At 49.7% G+C, this 15,720-nt stretch carries 11 protein-coding genes; 3 read left to right on the forward strand and 8 right to left on the reverse strand.

All coding sequences use genetic code 11. The features are described from left to right. Positions 1-123: 123 nt before the first annotated feature. Both G451_RS28635 and G451_RS28640 read left to right on the forward strand, forming a co-directional pair. A complete protein-coding gene (locus G451_RS28635; RefSeq protein WP_051261348.1) occupies positions 124-612 on the forward strand; it encodes a hypothetical protein in 489 nt (162 codons plus the stop codon). 64 nt (positions 613-676) lie between these two features. Beyond that, positions 677-2,089, forward strand: coding sequence for an MFS transporter (locus G451_RS28640; RefSeq protein WP_034641602.1), 1,413 nt, complete (start codon positions 677-679; stop codon positions 2,087-2,089). Here G451_RS28640 and G451_RS34100 read toward each other — a convergent pair. From G451_RS34100 to G451_RS32590, 3 genes are all read right to left on the reverse strand, one after another. Further along, on the reverse strand, positions 2,079-2,258 hold the full coding sequence (locus G451_RS34100; protein ID WP_156921577.1) for a hypothetical protein: 180 nt from the start codon (positions 2,256-2,258) through the stop codon (positions 2,079-2,081). The two genes, G451_RS28640 and G451_RS34100, sit on opposite strands and share 11 nt — an antisense overlap. A 522-nt stretch (positions 2,259-2,780) precedes the next feature. Further along, positions 2,781-4,130 carry a PP2C family protein-serine/threonine phosphatase gene (locus tag G451_RS28645; RefSeq protein ID WP_051261349.1) on the reverse strand — a complete coding sequence of 450 codons (1,350 nt, stop codon included), beginning with the start codon at positions 4,128-4,130 and terminating at the stop codon, positions 2,781-2,783. A gap of 84 nt (positions 4,131-4,214) precedes the next feature. Continuing rightward, positions 4,215-5,459, reverse strand: coding sequence for a VgrG-related protein (locus tag G451_RS32590; RefSeq protein WP_051261350.1), 1,245 nt, complete (start codon positions 5,457-5,459; stop codon positions 4,215-4,217). A 257-nt stretch (positions 5,460-5,716) separates the two neighbouring features. Between G451_RS32590 and G451_RS0109965 the strand changes: the two genes are divergently transcribed. Further along, a complete protein-coding gene (locus tag G451_RS0109965; RefSeq protein WP_084448487.1) occupies positions 5,717-6,016 on the forward strand; it encodes a cysteine-rich small domain-containing protein in 300 nt (99 codons plus the stop codon). Positions 6,017-6,098: 82 nt separating this feature from the next. Here the strand turns inward: G451_RS0109965 and G451_RS0109970 are convergent, their stop codons facing one another. The 5 genes from G451_RS0109970 to G451_RS0109990 form a co-directional block, all read right to left on the reverse strand. After that, positions 6,099-6,452 (reverse strand): hypothetical protein, encoded by a 354-nt coding sequence (locus G451_RS0109970; protein WP_027184145.1) that lies wholly within the window; start codon positions 6,450-6,452, stop codon positions 6,099-6,101. Between the two features lie 28 nt (positions 6,453-6,480). After that, the gene (locus G451_RS0109975; RefSeq protein ID WP_156921578.1) at positions 6,481-10,917 is read right to left on the reverse strand and encodes a translocation/assembly module TamB domain-containing protein; all 4,437 of its coding nucleotides are present in this window, start codon (positions 10,915-10,917) and stop codon (positions 6,481-6,483) included. After that, complete coding sequence (locus tag G451_RS0109980; protein WP_051261351.1) at positions 10,914-12,725, reverse strand: autotransporter assembly complex protein TamA; 1,812 nt, start codon at positions 12,723-12,725, stop codon at positions 10,914-10,916. Before G451_RS0109980 ends, G451_RS0109975 begins: the two co-directional genes overlap by 4 nt. 127 nt (positions 12,726-12,852) lie before the next feature. Further along, a complete protein-coding gene (locus tag G451_RS28655) occupies positions 12,853-14,127 on the reverse strand; it encodes a DUF1501 domain-containing protein (RefSeq protein ID WP_051261352.1) in 1,275 nt (424 codons plus the stop codon). 77 nt (positions 14,128-14,204) lie between these two features. Next, complete coding sequence (locus G451_RS0109990; protein WP_034641679.1) at positions 14,205-15,707, reverse strand: DUF1800 domain-containing protein; 1,503 nt, start codon at positions 15,705-15,707, stop codon at positions 14,205-14,207. Between the last annotated feature and the right edge of the window lie 13 nt (positions 15,708-15,720).

A 15,720-nucleotide genomic window follows, 5' to 3' on the forward strand; every position in this document is an offset into this window, starting at 1 on the left:
ATAGTAACAAATACAAGAAAAGAACAATTATCCTCCTTGCTTGTCAATTCCAGTCAAGGGCACTATAAGAGACCCAGAGTTCACTTACTCCCAACCTGCGTTTTCCTCATGGAGGACGGACACATGCCCTGCGTACGTATTTGGATACTTCTTGTTGGACTTCTGTTGTCCCTCCCCGGAGCAGCTTTTGCTCAGGCGGCGTCGAGCACGGGAAACACACCGGCCACCATTCCCGATTCGCCACGGACAACAGAGAGTGATGCGAAAAAGATCCCTCTTTTTGTTGAACATGATGGTTCCGATGTTGTTGGAATCCGGCTGGCGTATCAACTCAAAGAAATGATCAACACGTCATCCCGTTTCAATCTCAAGCTTGATGACGGCAAAAAAATTGTGCTTGCTATTGAGAGCGCCGAAGAATTCGGTGACCGTCCCAAACTCAGCTCAGTGTACAGCGTCTCCTGGCTTTATTCGAGCAAGGACGGAGCGTTGAAGTACTATCTGACGAGTGATGTCGGTATAGTCGACAGGGAAACTGTTACTGAAACTGTTGAGGCATTGCTGACAAAAACCGATCGCGTTGCCAACACCTATTCCTATCTTTTCGATTAACCCCTCCACTCCATTGCCAAATGAACGCCCGACAGTTCTAAATTGCCGGGCGTTTGAGTAATCTATGCAGCCATCACCAGAATCCGAATCGTCTCCTCTCTCCAGACCATGGACTGCCTTTCTCGTTGCAGCGACGGGCACGTTTATGGCGACGCTGGACAGCGGTATTGTCAATGTTGCGCTCCCCACCATCGCAGACACCTTTCACGTCGGGTTGCCAACAACACAGTGGGTCGTCTCCGTCTATTTACTCACAATTGTGAGTTTTCTTCCTTTAACCGGCAATCTGGGTGACCGGTATGGAAGAAAGTACATCTTCGCTATCGGCTTCCTCGTTTTCTCGGTGGGATCAATCCTCTGTGGTGCGGCCCACTCTATGGGCATGTTGCTGTTTGCACGTTTTGTCCAGGCAATGGGGTCGGCTATTTTTATGGCTAATGGACCGGCAGTCATCATGGAAGCCTTCCCCGGACGAAGTCGTGGACGAGCCTTTGGCATTATCGGTACGATCGTTGGTGTCGGCTCACTTATCGGCCCGACGCTTGGCGGATTCGTTTTAGGCGCACTTTCCTGGCGCTGGCTTTTTTATTTGGGGGTTCCGATAGGATTGGCCGGGATTGTCATGGCATTGATCTATCTGGAGAACTATCATCTCGGAAAGCAGAAAAAATTTGATCTCGGGGGATCCGTGAGCTTTGCGGTCGGTATCACCGCGTTAATCCTCGTTTTAACACAAGGACAGAAATGGGGGGTGACGACATGGCCAACCATTATGACTGCATGCGCTGCCGTCGGTAGCGCATTTGTCTTCTATCGTGTGGAACGGCACACAACGTCACCGATCATCGATTTCAACTTGTTTCGCGTGCGCCCGTACGCCTTGGGGACACTGGCTTCTCTTTGCGGATTCACCGCCACGTTTTGCGATTTTATTCTGCTTCCCTTTTACCTACACGATGTCATGCACCTCCCCCCCACGGCCATCGGTGCATTTCTTGCGATTTTTCCTCTGGGCATGGCTATCATGTCTCCCATCAGCGGCTACCTTTCAGAACGCGCTCACGAAGTCCTTCTCCCCACAAGTGGGCTTGTTGTGTTCATTGCCGGTTTGGTGTCACTGGCATTACTGACAACGACCTCGCCTGCATGGCGTGTCGTTCTTGGTCAATCGCTTCTCGGTCTGGGATATGGAACTTTTATCGCGCCAAACAATAACAGCGTGCTACGCAGTGTGCCCCTGTCTCATGCAGGAATGGCCGGAAGCATCATCGCCCTGGCTCGTAATATCGGGATGGTGATTGGCGTTGCTCTGGCGACGGCAGTTTATGAAGCAGCTCGAGGAATTGCACTCAATACTGGAGCGATACAAGAGGAAGCCTTTATGGCCGGACTTCGCGCGGCCTTTTTTTCGGCTGCGGCCGTGGCGCTCATCGCAGCCACGGCCTCGGCTTTGCGGAAACCGATATTCAGGAAATAATCCCTACCCAATCCGATTCATATCCATCGTGACAGCGACACGGGGTGAGCGTGTCCTCGGTGTGGAATTGATCGAATTCGCACACCGGCTCAACATGTTTGCGGTTTTTCAGTTCGTAGTTGAAAAACAACAGGGCCAGGCATACGAGGGTAATGGTGTAGTAAGTCATGTTCTTGGCAAAGCATGAATCATGCCAACAAAAAATATATTTATTTCAAAAAGATACATCTGGAACAACAAAAAATACTTACAATTTTGTACATTGTTTGTCATAAGTGACATGTACAATTGTTATCTTTTGTACTTTCCAACACCACATGGTCAGAAAAGCATTGCCAAAAGCCCCTATCCTTCCTATCGTTAAAGAAAGTTTACAAAAGAGGAATGTACAAGCTGATAGGGAAAAGACAATGGACTCAAAAGAAGCTATGTGGGGAAGTATAGGTGTCATGGCCATGCATAGCCATTCTGTGGCATCTCGCCTTCAACTGGAGCAACTCCAGGAATTTTTCTTAAAGTTAGGCACATTCGGTTCCAGCGGCGAGGTGTCAACCACGTTGGACAACGTCCCCTCCGAGGAACAGAAGACCTGTACACATGTGGAGGATCCCAAAGGACTATTTTTCTCACAATCCGTTTGAAGTCTTTCCAACCTCTCTACAGATAATCTCATCTCCCGCCAAAGAGCAAATCACATGGCGATAGATTCATCCGAAGACGGTAATATCTTGAGCACCACCATGGTGACATCGTCTCCTTGGCAACCCACGCCGCCGAAAGCATCCAGGCTGGATAAAATGACGTTAATAATATCGGCAGCGCAACGGTGTGCATTTTGAGAGAGAATTTCACGTATCCGGTCTTTTCCATACATTTCTCGAGCCGCATTCCGCGTTTCCCAGATTCCATCAGTTCCTAAAAACAAGATCATCCCCGGACTCAGTCCCTCGATATGGTTGGCTTCATACATCCACTCTCCATCAACGCCAAGAATCAGCCCTCGCCCTCCCAATTCAGAGAACGTGTCGGTATGTGGATCATAGATCAAGGCCGGATCGTGCCCGGCACGAATCCAGTCAATATGTCCGGCTTTGGCATTGATGACCATATAGAACAGCGTCATGAATCGGCCAGAATGCCCTGTATCAACCGTCAACAATCGATTGACGTCGGAAATAACGGCTGAAATATCGCCGGGTTGTTCGGCTCGGGCACGAAGAAACGCGCGAGCTGTCGCCATAAGCAACGCCGCGGGGATACCGTGTCCGCTCACATCGCCAATGGCCACTCCGACTTTGTTATGTATCTTTTCAGGAAATTCGATGAAATCGAAATAGTCACCGCCTGTTTCATCACACGGCAATGTGATGCCAGCCATATCGAGTCCATCAATAATCGGCGCTGATGATGGCATAAAACGCCGTTGAATATCTTCGGCAATCTTGAGGTCGTAATCGATGCGTTGCTTTGTCAACATTTCCCGGTGCAAGCGGGCATTATCGATCGCAATGGCGGCCTGAGCAGCCAAGAGTTCAAGCATCTCCAGGTCTGCGGCGTCAAAGGGTTGACCATTACATTTGTTAATAAGCTGAGCAACACCAATGACTTTATTTTTTACGGCAAGAGGGACGCACAAAATGGTCAGAGTTCGATACCCGGTCTTTTTATCGACGTCAGGATTGAACCGATCGTCTTCATATGCATTAGGAATAAGGAGTGGTTTTGCTTTATCAAAAACCCAACCAGCAATGCCTTGCCCCCGCTGAATGCGGAAATCGCGCGATATACCAGTGCTGGCCGGCCCTTGCGCTACAGCAAATCCAAGCTCCTCTCCTGTTTCGTCAGCGAGCAATAAACTACATGTCTCAGCGCCAAGAGCTTGACGCGACGTGCTCATGATGCGTTCGAGTACCTCGTCAGGATCTAAAGACGATGTAATTAAGGCACTCAAATTGAAGCATTTCTTCAAATTGAGAAAACGCTGACACGTCCCGTCGCAATCTCGGGGTTCCAATGGATTGGAAGACGAACAAACACTCATGGCGACTCGTTACATTTGGCGCGTACAATGCAAAATCGCATTGCACACTCTCCCGTTGGCAGAATGACGCCATGATAGAGCATTTTACGTCAATTCGCGAGTATTAAGAAGAGCAATCGCCTCCGTTCGTTCATTTTTCAATCGACTCTGTACAGCCATACGTACTTGGCGGCTATGTCGACCGAATTGACGTTGTCGAATCCGATACACTTCGTTGATCAACGTTTCGTCAAATTTTGCACTGGATACGTTTTGTGCCTTCTCCAATGCCTTACTGAATATTTTTTCAGCACCGGCCGGGCCATGCTGGACAGCGGTACTCCATAATACCTCACGCACCGCATAGGGTTTTTCCGCAATATTGATTCCGGAACTTAGCACAATACTCTTTCTGGCCGGTTCGTAATTGGACTCGCGAATAAACTCATGTTGGAGCGCTTCGAACTGTTCGGGTTGCTCATTGGCGATTTGTTTCCATACCGCCGGCATACGTCCGCGTTGACTTCCCGTATTTGTTGGACCGGCATTACGAAGCTTTGTTGCCAATTCCGGGGCTTCGTCATCAAGAAAGTCGAGAAATTTATCCATGGTCCCTGGTCGGGATGCAATCTGATATTTCCCGTATGATGTTCCGCCACGGCGATCATATCCTATAGCCCCAACCGAGCCGTTCGACTCATAGGCTGCACTTAATTGCCCGGCACGTTCCGGATCTCCGGTAAGCTCCGCAACTTTGCTCTCAATGCAATCTCTGTCACCTGCCGTGAGTGCAGCATCTGGAGATTTATTTTGCTCAAAACGACATTCTGCTTCGGCCGCAGCGACAAGAAGAGCCTCTTCTTCTGCTGTAAAGCCAGGTTCTGGTTTCGGCCCCTGAACGCTTGCCTGCAAACGCCCAAGGTCATCTGGATGGCGCGCGGTCTTATTTACGGCCATACGCACCACATTCCCGGATACACGTCCGCGATATACATTTGAAGGAGCCGGAGCAACGGCTTCATTATTCATTGATGCGATCTGCTCACGCACAGTCGGATCTTTGGTCAACTTGGAAACCGTAGAAAGCGTGCTGAAATCAAGCATATTCAGTGAGCCAAGAACTCGTCCGCCGCCGACAATGTCACTCATTGCTTCTTGGTCAGCAGTAAAAATGTTGCTTCCGGTTCCAGTTCCAGTTCCATCTCCGAGAACGGCGCCATTAATTCCAAGACGTCGCGTCAACATGGTTTCGAAGTTGGCGCTGTCGTTCTTCGCGACGTCCATTCCCGGCCGTTCCCTATACGACTTGAGCGGCTTGATTGGAATAAATGCGGTCTGATTGACTGCCATGAACTACTGCCTCCCGGTCAAAATTAGACTTGCACTTTTCAAGCAATATCCATGCCGCGAGGCAATCTCAAAACAGAAACGAATAACTATACAAGATAACAATGTATTTTATGGAGACAAGAAAACAGGGAAGGCACTTTGCGCATAGTAAGTCAAAAAGAAAACATGACGAGAATCTTATGGCGACAGTATTTTGACCTCTGGAGTGTTTTCCGTAACAATGTCTGCATCGTTATTTTTAAAACCAAGGACACCGTATGGAACACAGTTTCAAATATTATAAAAACACTTCTTGTCGCTATTATCCTTGCCATGAATGCGACCCACAAGCGGATTTCAATTGTCTGTTCTGTTTTTGTCCTCTCTATTTTTTTCCTGACTGTGGCGGCAATCCCCAGCTTCGCGGAGCAGTCAAAGACTGCTCGCAATGTACTTTACCTCACAGTACCGCGGGGTATGATCATATTGTGGCAAAGTTAAAAACATGGTTTGCTGAGGGCCGTCCTGAGGCTGTTCGCAATTTGTTCTCCCCAAATGATACAGACACAAGCTCATAATACGCTGTTTGTCTTACAAAAAATAAAAACCGGTATCCTGAAAACAAGATACCGGTAGAGATCGAAACGATAGAGATACGCCCTACATCTGCCCGCCTCGCGCTCTATCCGTCTCATCAAGGAATTCCAGGACGCGTTGCTGACGTTTGCGATAACGTATTTCATCGTCAATAGTATCAATCTTGTTATTGAGCTTCACCCAATTGCTGTTCATCGTGTCGGCCGACGTCAAATCTTCCACTTCTTCCGATGAATATGCCTGTCGGCGACGTTCTTCTTCGATTCTGCGTTGTTCTTCCAACTGCGCCTTTTCACTTATGAGGCTATTCAATGTCTGGTCCGATAAGGGCCGAGATTGAGGAGCTATTTGACTACACCCGACAAGGGCGAGGAGCAGCAAGGCTGCTGCTAAACTATGTTTGAAACCTTGTACCACATCGGTCTCCTTTCTTACGGAAAGCGTATCAATAATCCCATTTCCAGTTGAAGCGAACACCTTGCTTTCCTTCGGCGTCAATGGTGCTTTCCAGACTAAGATTTCGAGTCAGCTCAACTTCAACGGATACGGCCCCGCTTGTTGCGCCAAGTCCCTGTTCCACATCTACCAGTATATTATCCGTAATATATTTCCCCAGAACCAGACGGCTTGAAGCCAAATCATCGGAGTCGCCTTCTTTAAACGAAAGCTGATCCACTCCGATAAGCCGACGGGTATTATTAAGCATATCCAACGAATTTCCCCCACCAAGAAGCATGGCACTCGCCTGAGCAAGCTGTATTGCCTGAAATGGTGTGAGGTCTTCAGCACTTCGGCCAAACAAAATATGGGCTAAAACTTCATCACGGGGGAGAACAGGATCGGATGACAGAACAATCTCCGGCTTCAAGGCGGTTCCCTGAATCTTGATAATGCCTTCCACATCGCCAGACATTGTCGATGCTTCAATATCCAGGCTTGGATTTGGAGGAGAGTTCCCGGTCAATCGAATTGTTCCTTTTTTCAGCGTCAAGGTGCGGTCAAACATGATAAGGCGACCGCGCACAAGCTCGATAATACCGGTGACAATAGGTTCAGCTCCAGTCCCCGTGACCGAAATATTTCCTTTCCACTCAGAGTCCAAACCGAGCCCACGCACAAACACCCGACCTGGCAGGTCAACCTTCACATCAAGGTTTATCGGTACGGCACCGCCACCACCTTTTTGTGATGCTTCATCAGATTGGTATTGTTCGGCCCCTGGTCCGACATAGACAACATCGACCGTTGTGACGCCTGGCGGCAAAGTATCAGGCAACGTAATTTCAGCCGGCCCGACGGTCAGATTACCGGTGACATCCATTCCTTTCAAGCTCCCTTTGACGCCGACATTGCCATCAACCTGTGCCGTCGCAATTTCCGAACGCATCAACGTCGCTTTCTGCATGGCAACGGCGAGGTCCATAGGAAATCCTGCATCCGGATCTAAACCAATGTCTGCAGTCACACGGAGCGTTCCCTTGGCACCATCTGTTGCTGAAAATTCTTTCAGCGTGATCTGTGAAGAGCTCGCCTGAAGATCGAGTTTCATATTGCGCAGTACGGTACCCGTCAGCGCCGTATCAAACTCACCTCCCTGAAGACTCGCCTGACCGGACATGGCCGGTTCGGCAATGGTTCCAGCCAATGTGAAGTTGGCCGCAAACGGTCCTTTGGCTTTGGATTGAGCCGCCGCCAAGAATCCGTTCAGTTCACTGAGATCAAGATCAGCCAACAACGTGCCGGATAACGCCCCGCTTTGAGGAAGATCAAACGCAAATGGTGCTAAACTCAACGAAAGCGGGACAGACGCGGTGACAGAAAGAGGCGGTTTGGCCGGAACAGAGCCTTTCAACCCGACGCCAGCCGTCATATCAAGCTTTCCCGAATCAATATGAACCGTTGCGCGAGCCGCCGCAGCCGGCGTTTTTTGTGTCCCCAACCCCACAGCTTTGATGTTTTTTGCCGTCGTTACGACATCAATCGTCGGCTTTGCTCCGGTCCCTGCCATGGTCACATTAACATCAACGCGACCGGACATGGTGTCCACTCCGGCTAACGCCAGCATTTCCAGCGTGAAGTTTTCAATCTTTGCTTGAAAATCAATGGGGCCTGGTCCCACACCGCCCTGAGCCGTTACGGCCATATCACCGAAGGTGAGTTTCAGCGGCGACAATGTCGCTTTCCCTTGCTTCATGGTCAGCGTCGAGGGCTGTGTTAAAGCCAATGGAAAATCGCCAAAATTTCCCTGAATTTGCGTCAGGCCAAGCGATATGGTTTCCCCTGGACGGATATTCCCTGCAGTTTTAATGGTAAAATCCTGCATGGCCGTTCCGTTCGTCGCAACCGTAAAATCGATCTGCTTCCCCGATGCTTTGGCGTCCAAGGCCAAGGAATGAACAATAGCCGTTCCTGCGGCAACTTCGGCAACACTCACAGCCACGGTACCTCGGGGAGCCCGCAAGACATCGCTCATTTGAGCGGCAACATCGACATTCTCAACCTCAACGCCCGAAGTGGTCACATTGCGTAATCCCACTTTTGCTGCAACATTTTGCCCCCCTCCCGTTCCACTGAGTTTCACATCCAGTGAGAACGAACCTGAAAGCGGGATTTGCGCGAATTGCCCCACGCCGGATAGATCTTTTGCTCCGCCATTCAACGTCCCGGAAATAAGTGTTTTTCCAAGATCAACATCCAAATTGCCCGATAACGATACGCCCGCACCGCCAACGGCAATATTACTCAGTTTGAGACGTTGTTCCTTCAGTGCGTATTGTGTGGAAACATCCAGCGTATCACGTGCTTTGACAACGCTGACACTGACGTTACCGGTCGGAGTGGCAGGCAACCCGGTAGCTTTGGCCTGAAGTTTTACGGAATCGATCACATTTTGTGCTGCCGCGATCTTCGTTGCATTCACCTCGGCAGTCACAGCAATCGCATCAACAGGCCCTGTCGCTTTGATAACAGTCTTGACCGCACCATCAAGCGGCGTCTTCGCTATCGCAGAAAAAGGTTTCAGGGAGGCAATATCGGTCTTTACCACCGCATCCACGGTCTTTTTGTCGAGCCGGTAATCTGCAGTGACAAGTGTCGAAATCTGGCCAGCTTTGACGTTGAGCTTTTCGAGACGCGCTACATTTTTATCCGGCATATTGGCTACCAATGTCACATTGACTGCCGAATTTATCGCTGCAAGCGCATCAGCCAAAGATTTGGCAAGATCACTCTCTCCTGTAGCCGTCAATTTCGTCGCATTCACCGTGGCATTCACAGCAAGGGGCATCGTATTGTAATTCCCCGTCACCGTAGCCGAAGCATCGAACACGCCAGCAAGAGGAACTCCAAAAAGATTGGCCCATGCCTGAATACGCGGCACCGAAACATTGGCCTTCATGTCCGTATCGCCATTGGCCTGCGAGGAGCCACTGACATCAACAAGCACATTATCTTGTGAAACGCGCAAGGTGCTGACAGTCACCGCCATATCCTTCGATGCAGAGACATCAAGGGCAATATCGATATCATTTTTCCCTGGAAGGGCCATGTCTTTGGAATGAACACCACTCAGACGGCCTTTGCCCTTCACCGTTAGGCCAGGAAAGCCCTCCTCAAGCTCGCCGAGCAGTGCAAGATCGGTTTGCAACGCAATGTGCTTGACGCTGACTCCGCCCCCACCAAGACCGTTGGCATCAATATTTGTCGAAACAAGTGGTTGTTTGATTGTCCCAGAAACATCGGTAACGACGGTAAGATCGCCGGTCAACGCTTGACCAGCCAGTTTGTCGAATGCGGAAAGCGCAGGCACCGTAACGGTTGTCTTGGCTGTAATGGTTTTGGCATCCGATTCCAGCTTTGCCGTAGCCGAGACATTCGCGACGGCAACGGCCACATCGGCCTGACTCAAATCAACCAGGCCGCTCACCGGGTCAACAGACGCCTGCACTGCGTATGTTGCCTTGTTGCCAACCAGTGCTGCCTGGTCAGGAGGAAGCAACCCGGCTGGAGGAATGATATAGCCATTCAGTGCAAGATCAATCCGACCCGTCGTATCCAAGAGAATCTTTAAGCCAATATCGGTGGAAACAAGCTCGGCTTCACCTTTTTTGACCATGAGATTGGCTTTAAAATCGGAGAACGGTCCGGAGCCAGCAAGTTTCAGATTGAATCCGCCTTCACCGGGAAGTTTTGCCAGCGTATCGACAAGCCCACCCTGCTCTTCCGTTGCCTCAAGGTTTACATCGAGTGTTTGTGTTCCGAGGTCTGCAACGGCATCCAACCCGAGCGATTCCGCCGATCCCGACAACGTTTTGACATCCATTTTGGCTTGAACGATTTTCCCTGTGGCCTCGGCACGTCCCGTCATATTTAAAATCGTTTCATTGCCAGCGAGTTGGGGACCAAGACGAATACGACTGAGCTCAATGCGATTGACCAATATGGATGGAAGCGACGGAATTTCTACAGGCCAAGCGATTTCAGATGAAGCAGGCTCTGGCTCAGGTGAGGGGGGCAGATCAGGGGCTCGTTCGACATCAATAAGAGACGCCGAAATATCTTCAATAAAAACTTCGCCGGAAAACAGTTTTCCCAGGCTCATTCCCAAATGAAAATTCTCAACAGACAGAAATACCCCGTGTTTATCGGATACACGCAAATTTCCAAGGGTTGGGGAAAACGGAAGACTCCCTCCGATATCGGTTATTTCCACCTGCATGTTTTCATTACTGGCTGCCTTGGACACCGTAGAAGCCAGCCACGACGTGACGGGAGAAGTTTGCAACAAGCCGTAGGCCAAAAGACAGAGGAGAATAACAAGCCCGGCCAAGCCGGCCACGCCAATGCCTATCCATCTGAAGAGACGTTTGCGCTGTATTTTCAAAATGCTTGTCCCAAACTGATATAAAATTGAACGATATCGTCGATATCCGGACGCCTATTTAACGGCGTGGCAACATCAAGCCGAATAGGACCTATCGGCGTATACACCCGCACACCGAGTCCGGCGCCAAACAGGATAGCCTGATCCGTCAACGGCATTTCGCTTTCAAAAGCCGATCCACCATCAAGAAACGGCACGATCCCGACATTCTCCATAATGCGAATGCGAAATTCTGTAGAAAATTCCAACAAAGAACGGCCGCCAAGTGGTGTCGATCCGCGCAATGGTCCAACAGTCTGGTAAGGATATCCTCTAATTGATCCACCTCCACCAGCGTAGAACCGCAAATCAGGAGGAATATCGTCACGCCCGGCCCCAAACTCGCTTCCTACAAGCAAACGATTGGCCCACACAATGCGAGGTGAGTCTGTAATCCCCCAAAAATGAATGACAGACGCGACACTCCGCAGGAAGTTGGAAGAACCGCTTTTCAGGTCATAAAACGGCTCGATCGTCAGACCATACTTTCCACCAGCTGAAGGACTTATGGGATCATTGGGATTTTCGTAGCCAACGCCCAGGGGAAGGGACACAAATTCATAGGTTGCCCCTTCTTCCCACGGTTTGGCTTCGTCCGTTTGGACATACGAAAATCGATACCCTAAACCGAATCCAGCTTTGAACAAGGGAGAAAATTTATGTTCGAAAGAGGCTGACGCCGAAAGATTCCGACCGGTGAAAGATTCTTTGTCTTCGTCGGCGAACTTCCCTGTCACGACAAGATTTGTATTTTTTGAAAGAACCTGTGGCTGTGTATACTTCAGTTCGGCATAGTTTTCGAGCAACGAGGCTTTGCCCGACAGGGAGAGCTTTTCTCCTTTGCCAAAAAGGTTTCGATGTTCCCACGACAATGTTGCTTCCGGACCAGAATCGGTTTGGTAGCCGACACCGCCTTTGATGGTGCGTGGTTTACGTTCCGTCAGATTCACGACAATGTTCGCGACATCAGAATCGACATCGTTTTTATCAACGTCAACAATGGCAATGGAAAACAACCCCAGGTTAATGAGCGTCCTCTGGTAGCTGTCCAGAAGTCTGAGGTCGTAAAGTTGGCCTGTCTTCCAGGGAATGAGGCTTCGAAGATAGTCTTCATCGACTCGATCACTTCCAGAAAATGATGTCGTCCCAAAATTGGAGCGTTTCCCCTGGGATATGAAATATTCGACATTGACTGACTCGGAGCCAAGATCAACAGCGACTTCACGGTTGGTTTGTTTCGCAAAGGGATAGCCGTTGTTTTTCAGTGCACTTTCTATTTTTCCTTGTGCGTCAACAACAGCCGATGCGGTATAGGGAGTTTCCGGGGAGAGCTTGAGATCGGCAAGAGACGGGAGATGTGATCGCGCGTCTTCATCATCGGGAGAAAGCACCATCTTCACGGAACCAAACGCGAACCGGGGCCCCGGTTTTATATCAAACGTAACAATCCCTTTCTTATTATCCCCAGTCACCTTGACGGCAATTTGCGGGATAAAATATCCCTTTGAACGAAACACTTCGAGAAAACGAGAAACATCGCCATCCGCACGGGCTTTAAGCAGCAACAGTGAGGCCGGAGGATCCGATTCCTTTTCTACGGTTTTAGAGACCTTATGCAAAAGATCAACAAATTCTAATTCTTCAATACCAACAAAAGATACCGTATATCGAACCTCGGGGCCAGGCAGATCAAGCTTCTCTATAGCTTCGTCATCTTCAGCTTGCACGGGGGCAACTGTACAAAAAAGGCATCCTGTCACAGCAACCATGAACAACACCCCCCAAAACAGCCGAGCTGACCTGTGGAGGCATAGTGTACGGGGGATGTCTGCCACGCGACGAGATAAAAAACGTATATTTTGACACATAACGATCAGCACTCTATGTTTTTTCTTTTCAGGGGGAAACCTGTTTTTTATGCGTTATCCCCTGTTCCATTTTCTTTGATTCCTGATTTACCTTCACGATGCCTTCAACATCATTCGAGGAAGTAAAACCGGGAAAAACCGTCGCAACGGCATGTGCATCAAACATCATATGCCTCGTCAAAATTGGCACAATAACATCCCGCAAATCTGTCAATACGGGCAAATCACGATTTTCAAATAAATACTCTGCAGCCAATCCGGGAAAACGTCCAAAGACGCGGCCACCAACAACAGGTCCACCCAAAAGCCAGACTAGTCCACCATGCCCATTTCCAGTTCCACCTAAATCATTTTCTCGGGCACTACGTCCAAACTCAGAAACGACAACAACCACAGTTTGTTCGAAGAGTCCACCTAAGCCGTTGGCCAAAGCCACGAGACCTTCTCCGGTTGCAGCAAGTTGACGCTGCATGAGCCCATCCTTTCCCCCCTGGTCAATGTGGGTATCGAACCCTCCGAAATGCAAAAAACCAATGCGGTACTCCGGATGTTTGGTCATTTCTTTGGCAAGTCGAACTGCCAGTTCTTTAAAGCTATCAATTGTCGGAGCACTGTCATTCGCGGCCGCCATTTCTCGGCCGATGTGTCGCAAGCGCCGTTTCCGATCCACAACGCCTTGGTGGTAAGCTGTGGCTAAATCATCATGCCGTGGATAAACGCGGTCTAAAGCCCAATACGCTCTGGGTAAACGCGTTTCAGGTCGGTCATATCGTGATGAACCACCTCCAAGCACACGTACTCTTTCTCGCCCTCGAACGATAAATGGAGTGCTTCGGCTTAACGCAATGAGCCCATATTTCCCTTTGGGCGTACCAAGCTCTGCAGCGCATCGATTGAGCCAGCCGTCTTTGACGTTGACGTTGCCCGGCATTCCGGTCTCCAGATTTCGTTGCGCTTTTTGATGATTGTTTTCTAAAATGGGAATACCCGCACATGGAATAAATGCGAACTGACCAGCATCCCAAAACCGACGGAGACCGGCCAAAGCGGGGTGCAGCGCAAACGTTCCATCCAGATCAATTCCTCCATGTCGGCTTCCCGGTGGAGGAACGGATGTTGTCGGTCTGTAGACGGGGTACCAAGGGTCAGTATAGGGCACAAGAACGCTCAACGCATCGACTCCACCACGAAGAAACACGACAATAAACCGCGCCGCTGTGTTTCCTGAGGCTACAGCTTGGTGTGGAAGCAACGTCGCTGCACCACAACCAGCCAAAAAAGCGAGACATTCTCGTCGATTCACTCGTTCTTCCCTCTATCACGGCCGCGATATATCAAAATATCCGTGGCGTTTTATGGACTCTCCGTTGCGATGCCTATTTAATAGTTCATAAACCCAGGAGAAGCCAACACGACGGCGCCTGCTTCTTCTTTGGATGCAGTATCTGCAGCTTTGCGTGTTCTCGTTGTCAACGCTCCACCGAGTGTTTTTTCCAATGCAGCCGGTGTCAAAGCAGTACGTACTACCTCCTCATCGGCGTCGCGAAAGAGTGGCAGTTTCATTGCACACAAATCAAGACCAAAATGAATACGTGCATTGACGGCACCTGGTGTAATCCAGTCTTTCCGCAACAACGGATAGCCATCCGGGTCGGGAGCGAGGAAAAGCGGCATATTGAGGAGTTGCGCCATACCGACCAAAGGTGCGACCTCCCGAAGAGGAGCCCCCGTTGCTCGAACAGCCGAGACAACAAAATGGAATGGTGTTTTGATTTTGGAAAGCCAAGCTTTTTCATCAAAAAATTCAGGAGAGGTGAACATAGTGCGTAATACTTCGGCAATGTCCCCTCCTGATTCCGAAAAAACGTGTGCCATCCGGTCGACCAATTCTTTTGGCGGAGTGTCATTCACAAACCGTTGTGCCAACGCGAAACAGACATGACGTGCTGTCGCATCGTGACGAACAAGCATGTGTAACACTTCATGCCCTTCTTCAATGCCTTGAGCCGTCAAAGGCGTTCCGAGAAATATTTTATCTTCGGTATCATGTCTCTCAGAATCGAAAGCAAAGCCGTTATTGTCTTGCCGGCTCTTCTGTGCCCCAACCGTCCACCCCGTAAATACTCGCGCTACGGTCTGAACATCTTCTTTTTTAAAGACGGAGGGGTCACCCAGCGTATACATATGAAGCAGCACCCTCGCGAACGTGTCATCCAATACCGAGAACGGTCCTTTCGCTTTTGGGCTTGCCGGATCAGTATTTTTCCAATTCTCTAGATAGATCAACATGGCAGGATGTTTCACCACCGCCATCAGCAAATCTTCAAATCGTCCCAACGCATTGGGGCGAATCGCTTCACTCATGTAGGCACCTGCCCATAATCTGGTCAGACCATGCGCAGCATCGACATTGAAGTAGTTATACCAGAAATCAATCATGACCTCTTGGAGTTGACGCCGGCTTGTTGTCGCACGCCACATTTTTTCCAATGAAGCCTCAAGTAAAATAATACTTGCCCGAGCCCGATTTTCCATGAGCTCATCTTTCCCGATGGTCTCTCCCGGTTTCAGCTTTTTCGGACCGTACGCCCGAAACAATTCCACGGCATCCAACGACACCGTTTTTAACGATTTAAGGCGTTCTTCAAGGAGAGGAGATTCGTCCAGAGCATCGGGGGCAAGTTGTTCATCAATATAGGCAGAAATACCCAAAGCAGAAACGCGCTCAACTTCACCCGGTGTCGGGCCGAAGCTGAGACGGTTGATAATATGAATAGTTTTTTTCTCTTGAGCGATTTCAGCACCCAGGGCCGATACGGCCATGCCCAAACAAATCGCGACAAGAAGGCTTTTCCATGCCCATAACCGCAATCGATTTTGCATGGTTGCCACTTTG

Source organism: Desulfovibrio inopinatus DSM 10711 (assembly GCF_000429305.1).
GTDB classification, from domain to species: domain Bacteria; phylum Desulfobacterota; class Desulfovibrionia; order Desulfovibrionales; family Desulfovibrionaceae; genus Alteridesulfovibrio; species Alteridesulfovibrio inopinatus.

Coding starts and splice junctions, on each gene's coding strand:
- G451_RS28635 (WP_051261348.1), top strand. CDS start 124: ATGCCCTGCGTACGTATTTGGATACTTCTTGTTGGACTTCTGTTGTCC.
- G451_RS28640 (WP_034641602.1), top strand. CDS start 677: ATGCAGCCATCACCAGAATCCGAATCGTCTCCTCTCTCCAGACCATGG.
- G451_RS34100 (WP_156921577.1), bottom strand. CDS start 2,258: ATGACTTACTACACCATTACCCTCGTATGCCTGGCCCTGTTGTTTTTC.
- G451_RS28645 (WP_051261349.1), bottom strand. CDS start 4,130: ATGAGTGTTTGTTCGTCTTCCAATCCATTGGAACCCCGAGATTGCGAC.
- G451_RS32590 (WP_051261350.1), bottom strand. CDS start 5,459: ATGGCAGTCAATCAGACCGCATTTATTCCAATCAAGCCGCTCAAGTCG.
- G451_RS0109965 (WP_084448487.1), top strand. CDS start 5,717: ATGGAACACAGTTTCAAATATTATAAAAACACTTCTTGTCGCTATTAT.
- G451_RS0109980 (WP_051261351.1), bottom strand. CDS start 12,725: ATGGTTGCTGTGACAGGATGCCTTTTTTGTACAGTTGCCCCCGTGCAA.
- G451_RS0109990 (WP_034641679.1), bottom strand. CDS start 15,707: ATGCAAAATCGATTGCGGTTATGGGCATGGAAAAGCCTTCTTGTCGCG.